The organism is Bacillus sp. FSL K6-1284, from assembly GCF_038002625.1.
Lineage (GTDB): Bacteria > Bacillota > Bacilli > Bacillales > Bacillaceae > Bacillus > Bacillus paralicheniformis.
The window spans coordinates 2,731,659-2,751,255 of sequence record NZ_JBBOCW010000001.1; the positions used below are offsets into that span (position 1 = coordinate 2,731,659).

26 protein-coding genes, 1 tRNA gene and 1 riboswitch are annotated in these 19,597 nt (G+C 44.3%); of the genes, 8 read left to right on the plus strand and 19 right to left on the minus strand.

Features of this window, described 5'->3' with window-relative positions; all coding sequences use genetic code 11:
* Window positions 1–148 precede the first annotated feature (148 nt).
* The 3 genes from gcvPB to gcvT are packed head-to-tail and all read right to left on the minus strand — an operon-like array spanning window position 149 to window position 4,070.
* Window positions 149–1,606, minus strand: coding sequence for an aminomethyl-transferring glycine dehydrogenase subunit GcvPB (gene gcvPB, locus MHB72_RS13920; RefSeq protein WP_020452160.1), 1,458 nt, complete (start codon window positions 1,604–1,606; stop codon window positions 149–151).
* Window positions 1,599–2,945, minus strand: a complete 1,347-nt coding sequence (gcvPA, locus tag MHB72_RS13925; RefSeq protein WP_020452161.1) for an aminomethyl-transferring glycine dehydrogenase subunit GcvPA — start codon at window positions 2,943–2,945, stop codon at window positions 1,599–1,601. The genes gcvPB and gcvPA overlap by 8 nt, the downstream gene beginning before the upstream one ends.
* 30 nt (window positions 2,946–2,975) lie before the next feature.
* Window positions 2,976–4,070 (minus strand): glycine cleavage system aminomethyltransferase GcvT, encoded by a 1,095-nt coding sequence (gene gcvT / locus MHB72_RS13930; RefSeq protein ID WP_023855182.1) that lies wholly within the window; start codon window positions 4,068–4,070, stop codon window positions 2,976–2,978.
* 245 nt (window positions 4,071–4,315) lie between these two features.
* Window positions 4,316–4,420, minus strand: a riboswitch (glycine riboswitch).
* Window positions 4,421–4,665: 245 nt separating this feature from the next.
* Between gcvT and MHB72_RS13935 the strand changes: the two genes are divergently transcribed.
* The 4 genes from MHB72_RS13935 to sinR all read left to right on the plus strand — a co-directional run bounded on the left by MHB72_RS13935 (window position 4,666) and on the right by sinR (window position 7,883).
* On the plus strand, window positions 4,666–6,345 hold the full coding sequence (locus MHB72_RS13935; protein ID WP_216920080.1) for a DEAD/DEAH box helicase: 1,680 nt from the start codon (window positions 4,666–4,668) through the stop codon (window positions 6,343–6,345).
* A gap of 6 nt (window positions 6,346–6,351) precedes the next feature.
* Window positions 6,352–7,146, plus strand: coding sequence for a YqhG family protein (locus MHB72_RS13940; protein WP_020452164.1), 795 nt, complete (start codon window positions 6,352–6,354; stop codon window positions 7,144–7,146).
* A gap of 191 nt (window positions 7,147–7,337) precedes the next feature.
* Window positions 7,338–7,514: an anti-repressor SinI gene (gene sinI / locus MHB72_RS13945; RefSeq protein ID WP_096748221.1), complete on the plus strand. Its 177-nt coding sequence runs from the start codon at window positions 7,338–7,340 to the stop codon at window positions 7,512–7,514.
* A 33-nt stretch (window positions 7,515–7,547) separates the two neighbouring features.
* A complete protein-coding gene (gene sinR / locus MHB72_RS13950) occupies window positions 7,548–7,883 on the plus strand; it encodes a transcriptional regulator SinR (protein WP_023855185.1) in 336 nt (111 codons plus the stop codon).
* A gap of 104 nt (window positions 7,884–7,987) precedes the next feature.
* On the opposite strand, the gene tasA is transcribed toward sinR, so the two are convergent.
* The 3 genes from tasA to tapA form a co-directional block, all read right to left on the minus strand.
* Complete coding sequence (gene tasA / locus MHB72_RS13955) at window positions 7,988–8,782, minus strand: biofilm matrix protein TasA (protein WP_020452167.1); 795 nt, start codon at window positions 8,780–8,782, stop codon at window positions 7,988–7,990.
* A gap of 72 nt (window positions 8,783–8,854) precedes the next feature.
* The gene (gene sipW / locus MHB72_RS13960) at window positions 8,855–9,439 is read right to left on the minus strand and encodes a signal peptidase I SipW (protein ID WP_216920078.1); all 585 of its coding nucleotides are present in this window, start codon (window positions 9,437–9,439) and stop codon (window positions 8,855–8,857) included.
* Complete coding sequence (gene tapA, locus MHB72_RS13965) at window positions 9,436–10,164, minus strand: amyloid fiber anchoring/assembly protein TapA (protein WP_216920076.1); 729 nt, start codon at window positions 10,162–10,164, stop codon at window positions 9,436–9,438. The genes sipW and tapA overlap by 4 nt, the downstream gene beginning before the upstream one ends.
* A 277-nt stretch (window positions 10,165–10,441) precedes the next feature.
* Here tapA and MHB72_RS13970 point away from each other — a divergent pair, with 277 nt between their 5' ends.
* On the plus strand, window positions 10,442–10,762 hold the full coding sequence (locus tag MHB72_RS13970; protein ID WP_023855188.1) for a YqzG/YhdC family protein: 321 nt from the start codon (window positions 10,442–10,444) through the stop codon (window positions 10,760–10,762).
* Between the two features lie 29 nt (window positions 10,763–10,791).
* On the opposite strand, the gene MHB72_RS13975 is transcribed toward MHB72_RS13970, so the two are convergent.
* The 9 genes from MHB72_RS13975 to MHB72_RS14015 all read right to left on the minus strand — a co-directional run bounded on the left by MHB72_RS13975 (window position 10,792) and on the right by MHB72_RS14015 (window position 16,003).
* Window positions 10,792–10,974 carry a YqzE family protein gene (locus MHB72_RS13975; protein ID WP_020452171.1) on the minus strand — a complete coding sequence of 61 codons (183 nt, stop codon included), beginning with the start codon at window positions 10,972–10,974 and terminating at the stop codon, window positions 10,792–10,794.
* A gap of 88 nt (window positions 10,975–11,062) precedes the next feature.
* Entirely contained in the window at window positions 11,063–11,428 is a 366-nt protein-coding gene (gene comGG / locus MHB72_RS13980; RefSeq protein WP_023855189.1) for a competence type IV pilus minor pilin ComGG, read from the minus strand.
* 11 nt (window positions 11,429–11,439) lie between these two features.
* Window positions 11,440–11,928: a competence type IV pilus minor pilin ComGF gene (gene comGF / locus MHB72_RS13985; protein WP_340903076.1), complete on the minus strand. Its 489-nt coding sequence runs from the start codon at window positions 11,926–11,928 to the stop codon at window positions 11,440–11,442.
* Window positions 11,837–12,184: a competence type IV pilus minor pilin ComGE gene (gene comGE / locus MHB72_RS13990; RefSeq protein ID WP_216920073.1), complete on the minus strand. Its 348-nt coding sequence runs from the start codon at window positions 12,182–12,184 to the stop codon at window positions 11,837–11,839. Before comGE ends, comGF begins: the two co-directional genes overlap by 92 nt.
* Window positions 12,168–12,605 (minus strand): competence type IV pilus minor pilin ComGD, encoded by a 438-nt coding sequence (comGD, locus tag MHB72_RS13995; protein ID WP_020452175.1) that lies wholly within the window; start codon window positions 12,603–12,605, stop codon window positions 12,168–12,170. The genes comGE and comGD overlap by 17 nt, the downstream gene beginning before the upstream one ends.
* 5 nt (window positions 12,606–12,610) lie before the next feature.
* Entirely contained in the window at window positions 12,611–12,904 is a 294-nt protein-coding gene (gene comGC, locus MHB72_RS14000) for a competence type IV pilus major pilin ComGC (RefSeq protein ID WP_020452176.1), read from the minus strand.
* Between the two features lie 13 nt (window positions 12,905–12,917).
* Window positions 12,918–13,952: a competence type IV pilus assembly protein ComGB gene (gene comGB, locus MHB72_RS14005; RefSeq protein WP_302052722.1), complete on the minus strand. Its 1,035-nt coding sequence runs from the start codon at window positions 13,950–13,952 to the stop codon at window positions 12,918–12,920.
* A complete protein-coding gene (gene comGA, locus MHB72_RS14010; protein ID WP_025811157.1) occupies window positions 13,942–15,006 on the minus strand; it encodes a competence type IV pilus ATPase ComGA in 1,065 nt (354 codons plus the stop codon). Before comGA ends, comGB begins: the two co-directional genes overlap by 11 nt.
* Before the next feature lie 157 nt (window positions 15,007–15,163).
* Window positions 15,164–16,003 (minus strand): STAS domain-containing protein, encoded by an 840-nt coding sequence (locus tag MHB72_RS14015; protein WP_216920071.1) that lies wholly within the window; start codon window positions 16,001–16,003, stop codon window positions 15,164–15,166.
* 107 nt (window positions 16,004–16,110) lie between these two features.
* On the opposite strand from MHB72_RS14015, the gene MHB72_RS14020 reads away from it, so the two are divergent.
* A tRNA-Gln gene (locus tag MHB72_RS14020) sits at window positions 16,111–16,182 on the plus strand.
* Between the two features lie 62 nt (window positions 16,183–16,244).
* On the opposite strand, the gene MHB72_RS14025 is transcribed toward MHB72_RS14020, so the two are convergent.
* Window positions 16,245–16,622 (minus strand): Spx/MgsR family RNA polymerase-binding regulatory protein, encoded by a 378-nt coding sequence (locus MHB72_RS14025; RefSeq protein ID WP_003183482.1) that lies wholly within the window; start codon window positions 16,620–16,622, stop codon window positions 16,245–16,247.
* A gap of 210 nt (window positions 16,623–16,832) precedes the next feature.
* On the opposite strand from MHB72_RS14025, the gene MHB72_RS14030 reads away from it, so the two are divergent.
* Complete coding sequence (locus MHB72_RS14030) at window positions 16,833–17,078, plus strand: DUF2626 domain-containing protein (RefSeq protein WP_020452180.1); 246 nt, start codon at window positions 16,833–16,835, stop codon at window positions 17,076–17,078.
* Window positions 17,079–17,113: 35 nt separating this feature from the next.
* Here the strand turns inward: MHB72_RS14030 and MHB72_RS14035 are convergent, their stop codons facing one another.
* Entirely contained in the window at window positions 17,114–17,752 is a 639-nt protein-coding gene (locus tag MHB72_RS14035; protein WP_020452181.1) for an MBL fold metallo-hydrolase, read from the minus strand.
* A gap of 155 nt (window positions 17,753–17,907) precedes the next feature.
* Between MHB72_RS14035 and MHB72_RS14040 the strand changes: the two genes are divergently transcribed.
* A complete protein-coding gene (locus tag MHB72_RS14040) occupies window positions 17,908–18,081 on the plus strand; it encodes a DUF2759 domain-containing protein (RefSeq protein WP_003183486.1) in 174 nt (57 codons plus the stop codon).
* 60 nt (window positions 18,082–18,141) lie between these two features.
* On the opposite strand, the gene MHB72_RS14045 is transcribed toward MHB72_RS14040, so the two are convergent.
* Together MHB72_RS14045 and MHB72_RS14050 are read right to left on the minus strand one after the other, a co-directional pair.
* Window positions 18,142–18,456 carry an MTH1187 family thiamine-binding protein gene (locus MHB72_RS14045; RefSeq protein ID WP_020452182.1) on the minus strand — a complete coding sequence of 105 codons (315 nt, stop codon included), beginning with the start codon at window positions 18,454–18,456 and terminating at the stop codon, window positions 18,142–18,144.
* A gap of 15 nt (window positions 18,457–18,471) precedes the next feature.
* A complete protein-coding gene (locus tag MHB72_RS14050; RefSeq protein ID WP_445684626.1) occupies window positions 18,472–19,572 on the minus strand; it encodes a YqgU-like beta propeller domain-containing protein in 1,101 nt (366 codons plus the stop codon).
* Window positions 19,573–19,597: the final 25 nt, after the last annotated feature.

Consider the following 19,597-nt stretch of genomic DNA (forward strand, 5'->3'; position numbering starts at 1 on the left):
TTTACAATGTAATTTTTATTTTTAATTTTAAATTTGATGAATTTACTATTTAATACGAGAGAAATCCTTATCATTCAGTACATAAACCGTTTACATAAAGATGTTTTTTTTACAAAAAAACCGGCGAAATCGATCCGCCGGCTTCTTATCATTTTTCATAACGCAGCACGGGCTTCCGCGCAGCTTTTGTTTCATCCATGCGTTTCACAACGGTTGAATGCGGTGCTTCCTGAACGACTTCAGGCGTTTCCTCCGCTTCTTTTGCAATCTGGATCATCGTATCGATAAACGCATCGAGCGTTTCTTTAGACTCTGTTTCTGTCGGTTCAATCATGATGCATTCCTCGACATTGAGCGGGAAATAGATAGTCGGCGGATGGAAGCCGAAGTCCAAAAGCCGCTTTGCGATGTCAAGCGTCCTGACTCCCAGCTTTTTCTGGCGCCTTCCCGACAGCACAAATTCGTGCTTACAGTGCCGGTCAAACGGCAGATCGTAGTATGGAGCAAGCTTTCTCATCATATAATTCGCATTTAAAACGGCGTTTTCCGTTACTTCTTTTAGCCCGTCCGGCCCCATTGAACGAATGTACGTATAAGCTCTCACATTGATGCCGAAGTTTCCGTAGTAAGGTTTCACCCTGCCGATCGAATGCGGACGGTCATGGTCAAAGGTATAACGGCCATCTTTTTTCACCAGCACCGGCTTCGGCAAATACGGAATCAATTCCTTCTTGACGCCGACAGGGCCTGATCCAGGTCCTCCGCCTCCATGCGGTCCTGTAAAGGTTTTGTGAAGGTTCAAATGGACGACGTCAAATCCCATGTCACCCGGCCTTGCTTTGCTGAGAACGGCGTTCAGGTTCGCTCCGTCATAGTACAGCTTTCCTCCGGCTTTATGGACGATTTCAGCCATTTCTAAAATATTTTCTTCAAAAAGGCCGAGCGTATTTGGATTAGTCAGCATTAACGCGGCTGTTTCTTCATCTACGACACGCTTTAAATCTTCGAGATCAACAAGACCGTCGTCATTCGATTTGACGGTGACCGTTTCAAATCCGGCAACAGTCGCAGACGCCGGGTTTGTACCGTGGGCCGAATCAGGTACAATGACCTTCGTCCTTTTATGATCGCCGTTTGCCTCATGGAACGCGCGGATCATCATCAGCCCGGTCCACTCGCCGTGCGCACCCGCAGCCGGCTGAAGGGTGACCTCATCCATCCCCGTGATCTCTTCCAAATGCTCGCTCAAGTCGTACAAGAGCTCCAGCGCACCCTGCACGGTCCGTTCATCCTGGAGCGGATGGATCGCAGAAAGTCCTGGGATTCTCGCGATTTTTTCGTTAATCTTCGGGTTGTACTTCATCGTGCATGAACCGAGCGGATAAAAGCCCGAATCCACTCCGTGGTTGCGCCTCGATAAAGCCGTATAATGGCGCATAATATCAAGCTCAGACACTTCGGGGAGATCTGCCGGTTCATCTCTGAGATACGCTTCGTCAAGGACGTCTGTCACATCTGTTTCAGGGACGTCAAGCTCAGGAAGGCTGTAGCCGACCCGCCCTTCTTTTGATACTTCAAAAATAAGCGATTGATCCTGATTATTCATGGCGATCCCCCAATTCATTCATGAGTGTATCGATTTCCTCTCTTGTTCTGAGCTCTGTCACGGCGATCAGCATGTGCTGTTTTAAATCCCGATATGAAGCGCCGAGATCGTAGCCTCCGATAATATTTTTCTCAAGCAGGCGTTCATTCGCTTTTTCGACAGGTTCATTGAGCCTGACGACAAACTCATTGAACATCGGCCCGTCAAACACGACTTCAAGACCGGCCCGTTTAGCTGCTTCTTTTGCGTAAGCCGCTTTTTGCAGGTTCTGCCATGCGATTTCCTTGACGCCTTTTTTGCCGAGCGCCGTCATGGCGACTGATGCGGCAAGCGCATTGAGCGCCTGGTTGGAGCATATATTTGATGTTGCTTTATCCCGTCTGATATGCTGCTCGCGCGCCTGCAAGGTGAGAACGAATCCCCTTTTCCCGTTTTCATCTTCCGTCTGACCGACGAGACGGCCAGGCACTTTTCTCATCAATTTTTTCGTGACGGCAAAGAATCCACAGTGCGGCCCGCCGAAAGCGGCCGGTATTCCGAACGGCTGGGCATCCCCGACAACGATGTCAGCTCCCAGTGCCCCGGGCGGTGTTAAAAGCCCGAGAGCCAGCGGATTGGCGGACACGATGAACATGCTTTTCCCTTTATGGGCGATCGGTTCAATGTCTTTCAGCGGCTCAATTCGCCCGAAAAAGTTAGGGTATTGGACGATCACTGCTGCTGTATCTTCGCAGACGGCTTCATCAAGAGCCGCAAGATCTGTTGTTCCGTTTTTGGCAGGGACTTCTACCACGTCGATGTACTGTCCTTTCGCATACGTTACTAAAACCTCGCGCGATTCGGGATGGACGGTTTCCGAAACGACGATTTTTTTCTTTTTTGTATGTCCTGAAGCAAGCATTGCCGCTTCGGCTAATGCCGTTCCCCCGTCATACATCGACGAGTTGCTGATATCCATGCCCGTCAGCTCGCAAATCATCGTTTGAAATTCAAAGATCGCCTGGAGCTCCCCTTGAGAAATTTCAGGCTGATACGGTGTATAAGCCGTGTAAAATTCCGACCGCGAAATCACGTGGTCCACGATGACGGGCTGGTAATGATCGTATACGCCCGCTCCCAAAAAAGAGGCGTGCATCACTGTATCTTTATTTTTAGCCGCGAGTTTCGTCAGCTCTTTTGTGAGCTCAGTCTCGGACTTTGCCTTTTTAATTTGGTATTCCCCTTTAAATTTGACGCTTTCGGGTATATCGGAGAATAGCTCTTCGATCTTCTCGACTCCAATTGCCTCAAGCATTTCTTTTTTATCCTGATCTGTAGCTGGCAGGTAACGGTGCTTCATCTTCAGTCTCCTTTCACGGCCTTGGCAAACTTACGGCTGCCGTTTGTAAAATGGGGTTTTCACGATTTTGGCTTTCAAGCGCTTATTTCTGATTTCCACTTCAACGACGGTGTCGAGGGCGCAGGCTTCTTTTTTCAGCAATGCGAGGCCGACGTTTTTCTTTAAGGTCGGCGACTGTGTGCCGGTTGTCACCTCGCCTGCTTGTTCGCCTTGATAATAGACGGCGTAGCCGTGCCTTGGAATGCCTTTATCGATCATTTCAAGGCCGACGAGCTTTCTGTCCGCTCCATGTTCCTTTTGGCTTGCCAGGACGGCTTTTCCGAAGAAGTCCGAGGCTTTGTTTGTTTTGACGGCGAATCCGATGCCGGCTTCGATCGGTGTAATATCTTTTGAGAGCTCTTGTCCGTACAGCGGCAGCTTCGCTTCAAACCTCAGCGTATCTCTGGCCCCGAGGCCGCACGGCACTAATCCCGAATCCTTGCCCGTTTCAAGAAGCAGCTTCCAAATGTAGGCTGCATCTTCACTCCGGCAGTAAATCTCAAAGCCGTCCTCTCCCGTGTATCCCGTTCTGGACACAAGCGCCTGCACGCTGCCAATCGCCGCATCATCCCTGAACGTAAACGGCTTTAACCCGGCAAGATCGCTATCTGCGACCTGTTTTAAAATCGATTCGGCCTTCGGTCCTTGAAGGGCAAGCAGCGCAATCTCGCCAGACACGTTTCGAACCGAAACGTCTCCTTCTTGGTGCTTGTTCATCCAATCGACGTCTTTGTCGATATTGGCTGCGTTAATGACGAGCATGTAGACATTGGCCGCTTTTTTATAGACGAGGAGATCGTCGATCGTTCCGCCGTCTTCATAGCACATGGCCGTATACTGGGCACCGCCTTCTTTCAGTGTCGAAACATCGTTTGTCAACAGTTTTTGCAAAAACGGAAGGCTGTCTGTTCCTGTGATTTCGACCTCCCCCATGTGTGAGACGTCAAAAAGCCCCGCTTTCGTCCTGACGGCTTCATGCTCCTCTTTAATTGAAGAAAATTGAACAGGCAGTTCCCAGCCGCCAAAATCAATCGTTTTTCCGCCATATTCCTTATAAAGGTCAAATAAAGGCGTTCGTTTAAGCATTCTGCTTCCCCCTTCGCTTTTCAAACTAAAAACAAGTTTGCCAATCATCAGAAAACAAGAAAGATTCCAACATCACCTGGATGGTTCCGCCGCTTTGGACGGCACAAAAAAGGACAGAGAAGCCCCTTTGTCAGTTCTGAGGCTCTCTGTCCTGGCACCTGAAAGTTTACTTTGCATCAAAAGCAAAGATGTCCCCTTTGGTGGTTTGTTAAAACATCATATGATACAAACTCTCTCCAGAGTTGCGTCAAGCAAGAGTTCTTTTGCCTGAGAGATTCACTGTTTCCCCAGCTTGCTCCTTCGGCGCCGCTTTAAGGTTTCCCGCTATCGGTCTCTCCCCTTGCTGTCATTCGCTCATATTCATTTCTTTTCATGGACATACTATATAAAGCTTATGATTTTTTTACTGATGATCTACAAATATCCTACCATCATCACAACAATTGGGCAACAGGAAAAATCATTAACAATTTATTATTTTAAAATAAGAATGTTCGTGTTTTGTTTATTTGTTAGTAAAATCCGTTTTTTTCACCGCAAGATTTTCTTTTAAAAAAGAACATTTGAATCTCAGAAGAGAAAGGCGGCATTAGTGATGAGACCAGACATTCATTTCGACAACGAGTGGCCGGAACAGTTCAAAAAGCACCTTGATGAAGACGGACCATGGGCGAATTGGGAGCTTTACAAGCTTTCCTGTGAAGTGCAGAAAAGGCTTGCGATTCCGACGTTTGAAGGCTTGCAGGCCCCTTATCACCTCCCAGGCTTCACCCCGCTTCCCCATCAGCTCGAAGTCGCCCGGAAGGTAGTCGAGCAGATGAACGGAAAAGCCATCTTGGCGGATGAAGTGGGCCTCGGCAAAACGGTCGAGGCTGGGCTGATATTAAAAGAATACATGATTCGCGGGCTGGCCAAGAAAATCTTAATCCTCGTCCCCGCCTCGCTCGTCTCGCAATGGGTGAAGGAACTGCGGGAAAAGTTTTTAATTCCGGCCGTGGAACAGAAAAAAAGCTATGTCTGGGAGCAGTGCGATGTTGTCGTCTCCTCCCTTGACACGGCAAAGCGGTCGCCGCACAGGGAGACGGTTTTGTCGATCCAGTATGATGTGGTGATTATTGATGAAGCTCACAAACTGAAAAACAATAAAACAAAAAATTACGAGTTTGTCCGCAGCTTAAAGAAAAAATATTGCCTGATGCTGACGGCGACGCCCATCCAAAACAAGATCGACGAAATATTTAATCTCGTTTCCCTGCTAAAACCCGGACACTTGGGAAATGAAAGCAACTTCAACAAAGATTATACAAAACAGATCAATTCAGCTGAAGCGCATGAACGCTTAAAGTCCCTTATCAATAAAGTCATGATCAGAAACAGACGGCATGATACCGGCATCACCTGGACGAAGCGCCATGTCGAAACCGTGCCCATTTCCTTTTCTCCTACAGAACAGGCTTTGTATGACGAGATTAAAAAGCTGAAGACAAGTCATCAGCATTCATCAAGCATGTTCTCAATCATGACATTGGAGCGCGAATGCTGTTCAAGCAGAGAAGCTGTCTATATGACGCTGAAAAACATGCTTGACCGAAAGGATCGCGAAGCGCCGGTGATCTCCGAACCTGTCATCCACCATTTGATCGAAAAGGTCAACGAGGTCGCGCAAAATTCAAAAGCGCTGAAAGTTGTTGAGCTCATTCAAGAACTCGATGACAAAGTCATCATCTTTACTGAATACAGGGCGACGCAGATTTATCTGCAATGGTTCCTCCAGCAGAACGGCATCAGTTCTGTACCGTTCAGAGGCGGATTTAAAAGAGGAAAGAAAGACTGGATGAAAGATTTGTTCAGGGGCAAAGTTCAAGTTCTGATCGCGACTGAAGCAGGCGGTGAAGGGATCAACCTTCAATTTTGCAATAAAATCATCAACTATGACCTTCCGTGGAACCCGATGCGTCTCGAACAAAGGATCGGCCGGATTCACCGGCTCGGCCAGGAACGCGATGTTTACATTTACAACATGGCAACAAAGCATACCGTAGAAGAGCATATTTTAAAACTTCTCTATGAAAAGATCCATTTGTTCGAAAAAGTCGTCGGAGACTTGGATGATATTTTAACAAAAATCGAGGTCGGCAATTTTGAAGACCACCTTCATGACATTCTCTTTTACTCCGCGACAGACGAGGAAATGAAGATTAAAATGGAAAACTTAACCTCTTTCATTTCATACGGAAATGAAGCCGTTTCAAACCAAGAACAGACCGGAGGCTAAAATCAAATGCGTCAGGAAGAAATATACCTGTTTTTAGAACGCTTTTTCATCGCAAACGGCTGCACGATCACCGACAAAAGTTCAGGCCACATGACTGTGCAGCTGACGGTTGAAGTCGATAAACAGATTATGAACAGGCCGTTTTACTGGCACTGGCTCGAAAAGACGGGCGGAGAACCTAATCCGATGAAAATCACGCTGATCACGAATGAAGACGAGGCCCCTTCCGATATCGAAGGTGAGTTTATTCATTTTGGATCACCAAGACTTTTTCAAATTTTCCAGGCCGTGCAAAAAAACGGCAAATTTATTCGCCTTTATGAGAAAATCCGTTCCGATGGAGCCCATATTTCCCTGGAACCGTGGCTCGGCATGAATGTGACGATCTCGTACCAATCCGACATGAAAAAAGATAAGCTTCTGTCTCTCGGCCTTCATTTAATCAGCGGTCAGCTGGTCGAATCGTTTCAAGAACAAATGGAGGCCCGAGATCTCTCTTCACAGATCTCTGACTACTGCTACACGATGTCGCCGTTGATTAAGCCGGAAAGCGGCATTAAACGGCTTGAGCGCTATATCGAACAGGCGGCCAGAAGCGAGCCGCTTGATTGGGCTGAAGCTTCCCTGAAACGCTGGAATAACGACCTGTCACTTTTAAACCAATTTTACGAGGATACTGAAGAAAAACCGGAGGAATACGAAATTGAGAAAAAGGCTCTCCAAACGCTTTACGAGCCTAAAATCGATATTAAAGTTCAAAACGGGGGATTATTTTATTTGCACAAAAAAAATTCAGGATAATTTTTCCGATTCGACAACATTCTTGTTTTTATTCAGTGAGCTGGACTTATAATAGAACTAAAGAGATAGGAGGAACTTTCGTAACACCATTTGGACAAGCTTGGTAAAGTGTTGAGTCTCGGGGTTTATCTTTGTTTATCACAACACGGTTGTCTGAAATACATAATGAAGTATTTTGGGGGGGGAAATGTATGAATAAAGATAAAAATGAGAAAGAAGAATTGGATGAGGAGTGGACAGAACTGATTAAACACGCTCTTGAACAAGGCATTAGTCCAGAGGATATACGTATTTTTCTCAATTTGGGTAAGAAGTCTTCAAAACCTTCCGCATCAATTGAAAGAAGTCATTCAATAAATCCTTTCTGAATGTGCTATAATATCGAAAGGAAGGTGATGACATTGATTGGCCAGCGTATTAAACAATATCGAAAAGAAAAAGGCTACTCACTATCTGAACTAGCTGAAAAGGCTGGGGTAGCGAAGTCTTATTTAAGTTCAATAGAAAGAAACTTGCAAACAAACCCCTCCATTCAATTTCTAGAAAAAGTCTCCGCTGTTCTGGACGTCTCGGTTCATACCCTGCTCAATGAGAAAGATGAAACCGAATACGATGGTCAATTAGATAGTGAATGGGAAAATCTAGTTCGTGACGCTATGGCATCAGGGGTTTCTAAAAAACAATTTCGAGAATTTTTAGATTATCAAAAGTGGAAGAAAAGACAGGAAAAGGAGTAAGGGAAACATATCTTACTCCCTTTGGCATCTTTTACGCTGAATAAGCCGATTCCTCATGAACATAAAAAAACGGATCATACAGATCCGTTTTTTAAATTGCACCATTATTTATCTTCACTGTGCGCTCTTTCGTTCTCTTTTACATAACCTTTTTCATCGGCATGTTTTTTGCCGTCGATTGTCAAGCCGTTCCATTGAGTACCTTCGAATGAGAAGTCAAGCTGCACAGAATCTCCTTGATATTTGTTCTGTACCATTCTGCCGCTGGCGTCTGTTGTTTTGTCATTGACGAACTCAATCACCAATTGAACTTTGTCAAAGTCATATGGATCTTTCGGAATGCCGTCGTATTCAGGCGCCGTTTTTCCGTTGATTGTCGCTACATTGATTTTGCCATTGTCATGCAGGAACTCTGGCTCGATTGCTTTCTTCACTTTTTCGTACGCGGCCTTATCTTTTTTCGCGGACATATTGTACAGATCATAAAGGTTGGCTTCATCTAAAATGATGTTTTTAGGATAGCCGTTTCCGCCTTCAACTCCGACAGTCAGAACGCTGACTTTAAATTGTTTCAGGAAGTCTTCCGCTGTGCTTTTTCCGCCGTTTTTCGCGTTTCCGTCAACGAAATTGCTGTAGCCAACCTGCATCAGCACTTCTTTAATCGCAAGTGATCCGTCATTTTTGAATTCGAAATCTTTAGTGAATTTGTCGCCAGGTTTTAAGTTGGACAAGTTCACTCTTGCAGATGTATCTTTCGCATTCAGGTCAAGCGTACCTGCTGCATAAGTTGCTTGAGTTGTTTCGATGTCGTTAAACGCAGCCCAAGTTCCTCCTCCTACTAATGCCAGTCCAAGCGCAGCAGACGCAACGCCTAATCCGAGTTTTTTCTTTGTACCCATTGATAACTCCTCCTTTTATAATAAGAAAATCTGTATATATGGAGACCTGAATGTTCAGGTGACCAACGAAGATTACATGGAAACTGATTGATCTTTCCCGGCGGCTTCAATTGCCTTAGTTTTTTGGTCAATCTCTCTTAAAGCCGCGGATACAGTAATCACTGCGTAAAGAATCAACAAGAGTCCCGGCACGATCAGCAATATGGCTGTGCCGATCGGTTTACTTGCAAAATCCAGCAAATACCCGGCATACGGAACCGTAATGCCCGAATACTTAGCGACAACATTTTCCGCCAGCACCGGATCGGAATCAGGGTTTTGGTTATTGTCACCCTTTGTTTTAAACATGAGGTTTGATTTATTTTTTGTTATACCGATAATTCGGTGGGTAACCATGGTGTTTTCGTCTTGCATGAATGTAATGACATCTCCCTTTTTCAAAGACCCGGGATTTTCAATCTTTTGAACGCCTATCACAGAACCTGTTTTAAATTCCGGCTCCATCGAACCGGATAAAACCGTTTTCAATTGATAGCCGAAAAGCTGCGGCTCTCCGCCGGACGACTTTGTCGAAATTACGACGATGACCGCGGCGATGATGAGTGTGAAAATAATCACATATAAGATATTGCTGACCCATTTGATCACATGTTTCATGACGCTTCCCCGCTTTCTAATGAATTTTCTTCTTTTCTATTTTCTTTATCTACGGATTCACTGCTCTTTGGTGTTTTCTCTATGTCCTGTTCAGACTTTTCCCGTGTTTCTGTCTGTTCTGTTTGCTTCGGCTTTTCTGATGCTTTTTTAGGCGGCTTCGGTGTTTCTTCTTTACAGTCTTGAAGCTTCATCACATTTGACCAAATAAAAGGTTTGCCCTTTTTCACATCGGGATGGCCTTCAGGCTTAATCAATTTAAATGCGTAGAGCCCTCCTTTTGCCGCCCGCTTTGACTCTATCCGGTAGATGTTCTTTTCGGCTTCTTTTTTGAACGCGCCTTTATCGATCACAGTCCCGTCCTCTAACGGTTTTTTGGCATTACCGAGTTTATGCAGCTCCCACTTCCATTCAGAGTCGGCGATTTGGCTGCCGCGGTTTTTATATTCTGCAAACAATGTCAGCGGTGCACAGACCGCTCCTTTCGTCTTTGTCTGTTTTTGAAGCTTCAAATTGCTCCCGTCCCACTGTTTCCCGTCTTGAGGAAATGAAGAGGCCGCTTTCATTGTCATGCTGTATGTTTCCACATCGTGAAATGATGCGTTTGTATGCTGTGACAGCTGACTCCCCAATCCAATTAAAAGATAAATGATCAGCAGCGTTTGAAAAACGATGATGTTTTTTCCGGCTCTTTTTCGGGATCTCCTAGTTCGAGATAATCGGATCATGACTACCCTCCTAGCGAGTATGTAATGGCTTTTTTCGTTCGTTCGTTTTAAAGAACTTGATAGTTAGAGTATAAAGAACAAATGTGCCATTTGAAAACTATCAAAATAGTCGATTAAGTTCGTTTTACAGAACGTTTTCGTTTAATTCCTCAAAAAATCTCTCAAATTCTCATCTTTTTGAAAAGTTTGAAGTTCTTTATAAAGTACATAATTTCTTCTTCATTTTTGTATAAACACTGTTGACAAGGAAAAAATAGGATAGAAAGGATGATGCCCCGTGCTGAAAAATGCTATGTTATGCTCTTTTTTACTGCTTGCAAGCATTGGGCCGCTCAATGCCCATGCGGCAGCTTACGAAACAGCCCGCATGTCTAAGTGGGAAGAAAAAGCGGTTGAGGAAGCAAAAAAGAGATATCCGGAAGCAGAAGTGCGTCTCACGAAAAAAGTATGGGATCGAAAGCGGGCGGATGAAGCGGTCAAACAATACCATGTCACATTGAGTGAAGGAAATAAAAATTTCGGAGTGTTTGTTACAATTTCATTTGAACCTGCGACACACAAAATCAACAAAGTCGTCGTTGTGGAAGAATATAAATAAGCCGCTTTGCAGTAGAAAGCGGCTTGTCTTTATTTATGCCTTTTAAAAAACATGATACAGCCAAGAGGAAGAATGCCGAACCATTGATATATCCTGGACGGCGGCTTTGATTCTTTACGTTTTTCTTTCATTTCTTTTCTTTCCTGCTTAGGCGTGTCCATATATTTTACGAGCTGTTCCGTCATATATTTAACATAATCGTTCGTTTTCATCACATCACCTCTTGGGGAGTTCTGTCAGTTGAAGTGTTGTCATACGAATCTTTTTTTATACATTCTTCATGATTCCGACACACAATTTTTAATATTCTTTCCACTGTGTGATTTTCTTAGTGCTCAAATCATATTGAAATTCAGCGCTCGTTCCTGTGCCGGAAGCTGTCGTTACCTCTATCTTCACTCGCTTGAGCCGCTGATGAGCCGGATTGACAGTATACGATATCAAGCCATGCTGTTTTTGAATTTTCACTTTTGTCTCTTCGTGAATATGAGACAAGGCATGGAGCATTCCATTTTGGAGTAGGTTTTGCTGAATATGAAATTCTTTTGTTTGCTGTGCAAACATTCGTTGATTCGATAATAAAACGGCTGAGTGACCCGCGCAGAGCATGCAAATCACAGCTGTGAAAACAGCAGCCGGATAAATGAATCCTTTTGAATTTTTCACGTGATCACCTTTTACATATGATAGAGCGGAATGGACTTACGGTATGACTTGCCGCTTAAACTTATCGCTTCAAGGATCAGCAGATGATCTTCAATCACAAACCTCATGTGTTTGACATGTTGCAAAAGCGGCACATGACCTTTTCCATTGACTCTTTTTCGAATAACTGTCTGATATTTCTCATAGCGAACGGCGGCACCTTGGCGATTTGTCATTTCCAATGACTGATGATCGTCGCCCGCTCTTAGATCAACCGAGTTCCTGCATTCCTTCAATATTTGCTCGGCAGTAATCGTCCATTCGCGCGGGTGAATATCCGCACCGTTTCTTTCCGGGGATAAAAACAGATGAAATATCGAGGCCATCGTTCCTGCAATGAACATATACACCATTAAGGAAACAAGTACATTAAGAAGGGTAAATCCCTTTTGACCGCAAAATGGTGAAGCAACGCCGTTGACTGTCTCTTTTTTTAATGGAGATGCATACTTTATAATCATCTCCCTGCTCCTTCCATTCAATAAAGTAAGATGTGTTTCGGTAAAGCACAGTTTCTTTAGGCTGAAACCGTCCGGTCAGTGTGTAGCGGCTGATCTTTTCATCCAATATGCGATATGCCTCTTCTTCTTTTTCAGATGCCCCGCGCTGCAAAGACAGCTGATGAACCATAGGAATCAATAACATGGTGATCATGACCCAAATGCCTAATGCGGAAACAGCTTCAACTGTTGTAAAGCCTCTATTTTTTTTGCACATTAATCTTTCCGCTTCCTAAATAGATCGTCAGTGCAAAAGAGGCGTGCTGTGTATCGATCACGATTTTTCCCCCTTGATTCGGAACTCCGCTTGGGTTAAAAGTAAGAGTTCGTTTGAGCGTCGCTTTTTTGAACGCAATATGGCAACTGTATGTCCTGACCAGCTTAGGCGATGAGCCTTCGTCCGCGTGCTTAATAATATAGCGGCAGCCGGCAAAGTCAAACTGCACCTTAACCGTCGCATGGCGGACGAGAGCTGTCTGCTGTGCGTAAAGCAGATCCTCTTCAAGCTGTGAGACAAAGTGCTGAACAACTCTTTTTTCATAAACGGGAGGCAGTGCGGCAAAGAGAAGAGAGAGCATAATGGAACCGATCATCAATACAGTTAGGCTTTCCAAAAGCGTAAATCCTTTTTGATTCATAACCGTCAATCAGCCTGTGCTTTGCCGTTTGAAATTTTAATTGCTTTCCCATTCGGGCACTTTAAGTTCTTCTTCACGTAACCTTCAGATTCAAGGTCCGCCCTACTCGGCGTTTTCCCGTCATGATCCATTTGATAAGCCGTGATTTGCGCTTGAACCATATTAATTAACCCTTCACATCCTTTCTTTTGAATACTTTGATTATGCTTGGTCACATTCGGTATGGTGATCAACAGCAGGATGGAGATGACGAGCATGACGACTAACATTTCTATCAGTGTAAATCCCTTTTCATTCACAGTTCCGTCCTCCTTATAACTGGTTCATCATTTGATACATTGGCAAAAGCATAGACAAATAAAGAATTAATATCATCGCCGCTGTTAGGCCGTAAATCAATGGCTGGATCAAACCTGTCCATTTTTCTGCTTTCCGTTCAAGCCGTTCAATCAAAAATTGACTGTATGAATACAGCTCTCTGTATAAGTGTCCGTTTAATTGGCCGTGAGCAACAGCCTTCGCCAGATCATTTTCATAAAACGGATGCCCGGCCAGCATCTGCTCCAGACTCTCCCCTTGTTTCAGCCGCTCGATCAGGCGCTTCGCTTCATTTTTATGAAATGATAAAAACGGCTGGCTTTCAAATGCTTTTAAACTGTCATATACAGACAGACCAGCTTGCAAAAGATTGCTCAATTGGAGCGATAAAAAATAACTGTTGAATAGTTTGAAGGTTTGGCCCAGCAAGGGAATTCTAATGAGAAAGGTCATTTTGTCTTCTGGAGGTTTACGGCGAAATGAACACAGATAATAGAGGGATAAAGCGGCGGCAATCAACATCATTCCTGTGATAAAAAGATAAAAATGATCAAAAACCGAAAAGATGAGGGTCGTTGCAAAAGACGTTTCAACGTTCATTGATTCATAGATCGCGGAAAATTGCGGGATGATTGCCGATTTCATAATAGAGATAATGACACAGACCGTTAAAACTAAAAACAAAGGATATCTGGCGGCTTTCTTTAGTTTTTCGGTTTGAGCGATCTTGCGGTGAAGCAGCTCTCCGCTCTGCCGAAAGGCATATGGCAAATTCCCGTGCTGTTCGGCAAAGTAAACAATGGTAACAGCATCCTTATGAAATGAAATCATTTCAAGCACTTGAAACACAGGCCGCCCTTCTGTCAGCTTCTCCATCGCAAATGTCAGATCTGCTCTTCGCCTTTCATTCAATTGCAGTTTCAGCATACTTAAAGCATCCAAAATCGTATATCCGCTCTTCATCATGTCTCCGAGTTTTTTCAGAATGTCCGCCTGTTCCCGGACGGGCCACTTCATTTTAATCTTCATGGCCTATCCAGCGTTCATAAGTATTCGACGGCAGATATCCGAGTGCTATTCCCTTCTGGATCAGCGTTTTCAAAGTTTCTGTTTTTATGTCACCGCACCTGCCTTTTGCTTCTTCGATGCAGAGATTGAGGCTTTTTCCGTACAAAAGCTCGAAGACGCTTGCTCTTCTCACAGGCCTCGACAATCTGCAATATAAAGAGCAGCTGTCGCCGCAAAACGGGCAGACGAGACCGACGAGGCGCTGGGCGCTGATTGCGACCAGTGTTTGTTCAATTTCTGTCATATCAACGCCGAACTCGAGCAGCCTGTATATTGCGCCTTTGGCATTTTTCGCATGCATGCTCGATAAAACAAGGTGTCCTGTCAAAGCTGCCCTGACTGCGATTTGGGCTGTTTCGGCATCGCGAATTTCCCCGAGGATGATCATGTCCGGATCGTGGCGAAGCACCGCCTTCAACCCCGCAGAATAAGTCATGCCAGCTTTTTCGTTTACTTGCACTTGCAAAATGTTTTCGCTTCTTGATTCAACAGGGTCTTCCAAGGTAATGATGTTTCGCTTAAAATGCCGCTTAGCGTATTCGATTAAAGAATAGAGTGTTGTCGTTTTCCCCGAGCCTGTCGGACCGGTGAACAGAATTAATCCGTGGGAATGCTTCAGAAAAGACAGCAGCTTGAATGTTGCACTCGGAAACAATGAGAGCTTTGTGAGCGGCTTGCTGCTCATCTTGGGAAGAAGCCTGATGACCAAGCTTTCATCATGGATGGTGGGCAGAGTGGACATTCTTAAATGAACGGGCTGACGGTTGATATAAAGAGTCAAAGCTCCGCTTTGCGGCAGCCGTCTTTCCCCAATATCCATCGAAGAAAGGAATTTAAAGTGAGAAATGAGCCTTGAGCACTCATTTCTCGTTAATCTGTCTTTTTGAAAAAGTTCATCATCAATCCTGAAGCGAACCACCGCCTCTTTTTCACCGGGAACAATATGAATGTCTGACGCCTTCATTCTATATGCCTCGTCAATTAATCTTCCGCTTAATGATTCAATCGTGTACAAACCATTGCGCCTCCTTTCTAAGCGCAGTTTATACGAAAAACATCGGAAGCATCAAATCCTTAAAAATCGCAAATCAAGCTGAATACGAAGCAAAAACGGAATTTCCGAATACCGATTTGACTATTTTATTCAGCTTCCAACTGCTGAAATGAGAAATTTAAACCTTCTCTTCAGCCTTGCCGTTTTCACGGATGCAAAAGCCTTTATTGCAAAGCGCCTTAGCAAGGCTCTGTTCTGTGTTAATATGCGAAAAATCCATCCCAAGCTTCACAACTGTTTGGGCAATCTCCGGTCTCAAGCCCGAAAGAACCGTCTCAACGCCAAGTAGTTTTGTGCTGTCTACGACTTTGAACAACTGGTAGGCAACCATCGTATCGACGACAGGAACACCGGAAATATCAATAAACAGATGCGAGAGATGAAGCTCAGCACACTGCTTAAGCGCAGATTCAATGATCACCGTTGCCCTGTGAGTATCAATTTCGCCAATGAGCGGCAGCACACCGATGTTTTCTGATACCGGTATAACAGGTGCGCTCAGTTCGCGTATCATCTCGGTCTGCGCCTTCAATTGTCTCTTTGTCGTATGCTCATATTCAAGAATAAACTGTTCAATAACCTCATCCATCATTGAGTGAAGCTGTTTATTCCAGATAAAAAAGTCTTTTTTCGAACAGTCCGGTGCATGTTTATCCGAAAAATGCTCGATTTCATCTATTAAAAGTTCACGGCACACTTTAAACCCCTTTATGCTTTCAGTCACCGGAATTTGGCTGACAGCCCTGTCGTAGGCAATTTCCTTGGCGCATCCGGAGGCTTTATCCCAGCATAGCGCCTGTTCATCCTTGGCAAATACCCTTGAAACAGCCAGTAAAAAGTCCTTATATTGCTGTGCCGTTTTTTCTTTTTCAGACGCTGTTCGGGACAGCCATTCATCGGTGATTCTGTCCGCCTGTTTGACCAAATACTCATAAAGGGCTGCATGCTTGTTTTCCATGTCAATCCTCCTCATTGTTTTCCTTTAAAATCAATCGGCTATATGACCAACATTTTGATCACTATGTATAAAACGAAATCGATTGTCTACACTATACGTAAGCGCATTGGGCTATAGCCAAGCGGTAAGGCAACGGACTTTGACTCCGTGACGCGCTGGTTCGAATCCAGCTAGCCCAGTTACACAGGCGAAAAAACGAAGATATGCTGAACATGCAATGTGTCAGCAATCTTCGTTTTTTTCAGGAAACAGAACGGTGTAAGGTGTGTTTTTTTAATTTTAAGAGTTCGCCGGGATTATATCCGACAACCAGCTTATCGCCGTTTACGATAATCGGGCGTCTCAGCAGCTTTGGTTTTTGAATTAACAATTCCAGCACTTCGCTGACCGTTAATTCTTCGATATCAAGATTTAACTCTTTAAATGCCTGGCTTCTTGTCGCCAATATCTCATCAATTCCTTCGGTCGTGAGAGACAAAATATGTTTCAGCTCGTCCTGATTCGGCGTTTCCCTGAAAAGATGCCGCTCTGTAAAATCAACCTGGTTCGCTTTCAGCCAATGTTTCGTTTTCCGGCATGATGTGCAGCTCGGGTATGAATAAAAGGTCAGCTCTTCCATGAATGATTCCTCCTTAAAATGTACTGACTTTGTCTTTGTATGTTTTAGTACCCGTGATATTTTCCGTTTAAACACGTGACAGGTGATTTTTTAAAAATGCTTATCACAAAATTGTAAAAAATGAATTGATTTTCCCAAAATGAAAATGTTTACATTTCAAGATAAATTGGCTTATAATAAAATCAAAGGGGCTTTTTGGGAGGGATATAAATGAATCGCATGTTCCGTGTGTTAGGATTCTGGACAGGTATCTTTGCGGTCATGTTTTATTTAGGAAATATGAAAGATGCATCACTGCTGTTCTTCGGTCAAACTGTATTTTTTGTGTTCTTATCGTATCTCAACTTGACCGAGCGGATGTACATTTATATTTTCGGTGCTTACTTGACAGTCTTTTTTGCCGCATTTACATATTATTCTGTGTTTATTATGGTTCCCGGGCAGGGAGGCCATTAAAAAAGACGATCCATCAGGATCGTCTTTTTTATGTTTTACAAAGTAAATCCGTTGATGAACGGGTTTTGTTCCTGTTCTGTTGCAATGTCCGTCTCGGGGCCGTGACCGCTTAACACAAGCGTCTCTTCCGGAAGCGTCAGCAGTTTTTGATGAATACTGTCCATCAGCACCTTTTGATTTCCTCCCGGCAGGTCTGTACGCCCGACTCCCCCTTTAAATAAAACATCCCCGGAAACGATCAGGTTTTCTTCTTCCGCATAATACGAGACGCTGCCCGGAGAATGTCCAGGCGTAAAGAGCATGCGGAGCGTAAAAGAGCCGATTTTAAGATCCCCCTCTTCTTCGATCAGATGATCTGCTTTTTCTGCTGTGATCGTCTGTCCCGTAAGCAGCGCTGAACCATTTAATGAAGGATCAGTCAGCCATTCAGCTTCATTTTTATGTACGTATACAGGAATGTTCCATTCTTTTCTGACATTGTCCACGGCTCCGATATGATCAAAATGAGCGTGAGTGAGCAATACTGCAAGAGGCTTCAGGCCGTTTTCTTTTATGTATGCATTCAGTTTCCCTGATTCGCTGCCGGGATCAATTATTAAACAGGTACCGTCATCATGGGATAAAATATAAGCGTTCGTCTGGATAGGCCCTAAAGGCATTCTTCTCCATTTCATTTTCTTCACCTCAGATTCATCTTTCTTTGTTCCATTATGAAGGTTTTGTGGGAAACTTTCAATGAATCATGTTGTCCTCGACAAATTTGATGAAAACGGTTAAAATAAAATTGGAAATATACTGCAGGGGATCCAAACGAAGGGGGTTTATATTGATGTTGCTCGTGATCATTTTCGGTCTAGTCACGATATTATCTGCTCTTGGAGTTCTTCGTTCTCTTAAACAAATCAACGTTCTTGGCATCTTATTTGGCGGGGCGGCTTTTTTAGTGTTTGGATGGTTTACCGTCATGACAATCATTAACAGCGGGTATCCGACAGTCCACTAAACCCGGTGCCTTTAGACAAAAACAGCCTTATTCCGTTATTCCGGAATAAGGCTGTTTTTCTTATTGGCTGAAATGACGCTGGACGCTTGCAAGCTTGCCTTCCATCGTCGTTTTCTTGTCGCGGCGGTCGTCAATCCTGATATTCGTCGCCACTCTGTGGATGCCTTTTTGGAAAGGCGCTTCGTGAATCGTCTGAATCACCTCAAATAAATCGCTTAATTCCCCTTCAATCAAAGTATTCATCGGTGTCAGCTGATATTGGATTTTGCCTTCTTTTTTAAATCCTTCTAAAATGGTTTGAATCTCCGCTACATACGCGCTTACGCTCGGAGTTTCGGTACCGATCGGTATGATGGTAACGTCTGCTATGGCCACTGTCCATTCTCCTTTCTATTCTTTTGTCACCAGGGGTGCTGCAGTTTTTGAGTTGAATGAAATGATTTGATCCTGGGTATAACCGTACAATGCATAATCCCCGTCAGGAGATACGGTAATCGGAAGCATTTCCACTTTTTCACGAATGATTTCCCGTTTGCCGGTTTTGAGACTGACGGAAATCAGATCATACAAGGAGCCCGACTCATTCGGCTGATACGTATAAAACAGCTCATGCCGAGGGTCGTAGCTGTATTCCATCGGTGACAGGCTGCCATATTCCGAGAACAGCGGCAATTTGAAAAAAATTTTCTTTTCCGAAGAAGAAACGTCTGAAAATATGTAGGTGCCCTGGCGATGACTGGATGAAGGCGCTACAATCAGCCGCATATCCCCCAGAACATCGAGCAGTACGGCATCACCGGCGAGCTTCTTTTCCCGTCCGTCCGCTGTGTTGAAGGAATAAACAGGAGCCGGTTTTTCCCGGTCCCGTTCATTCCATTTGATATATTCAAAAGTGTCGGCGGAAGTCCAATGAACAAAGGCGGCCTGTGCGATGTCTTTTTCGGTTTGCTGTTCTTTCGCATCAATCAGGCGCGATTCATAATTCCAATCTTTCGTAAAAGTTGTGACGTATAAAAGATAAGGGTCAAACCGATTCCAGTCCACTTGCAGTTCATGCGTGCGAAATTTTTTTGTGTACAGCTGTTTTCCCTGTAAATTAAGCAAAGTTAACTTCATTTCAGAGCCGTTTCCGGCGGTTTGGATGAGAATCATGCCTTTTTCCCTGTTTACTTCCGCCGCTATCAGCCTGTCATCCGTCTTGTAGATCGTTTCGCCCGTCCCTTTAAATATATCATATGATTTGACTTCACTTCCTGCGACCGGATCGGTTGCGGTGTATATAACGGTTTCATCATCAAGCCATCCTGCCGCCTCATCAAAGTGCCGGTCCTTCAGCGCTATCACTTTTTTATCTTTTACTGCTGCACTGCTTTTCTTTTTCCCTTCCGGCTCCTCATGATGAACGCTTTTCGTTCCTTCCTGATGCTGCGGTGTGCAACCAGCCGCAGCCACGGTCATCACAGCGGCAATAAGCCATAACGAAACTCTCAAACCGGCCATTCTCCCTCCATAAATG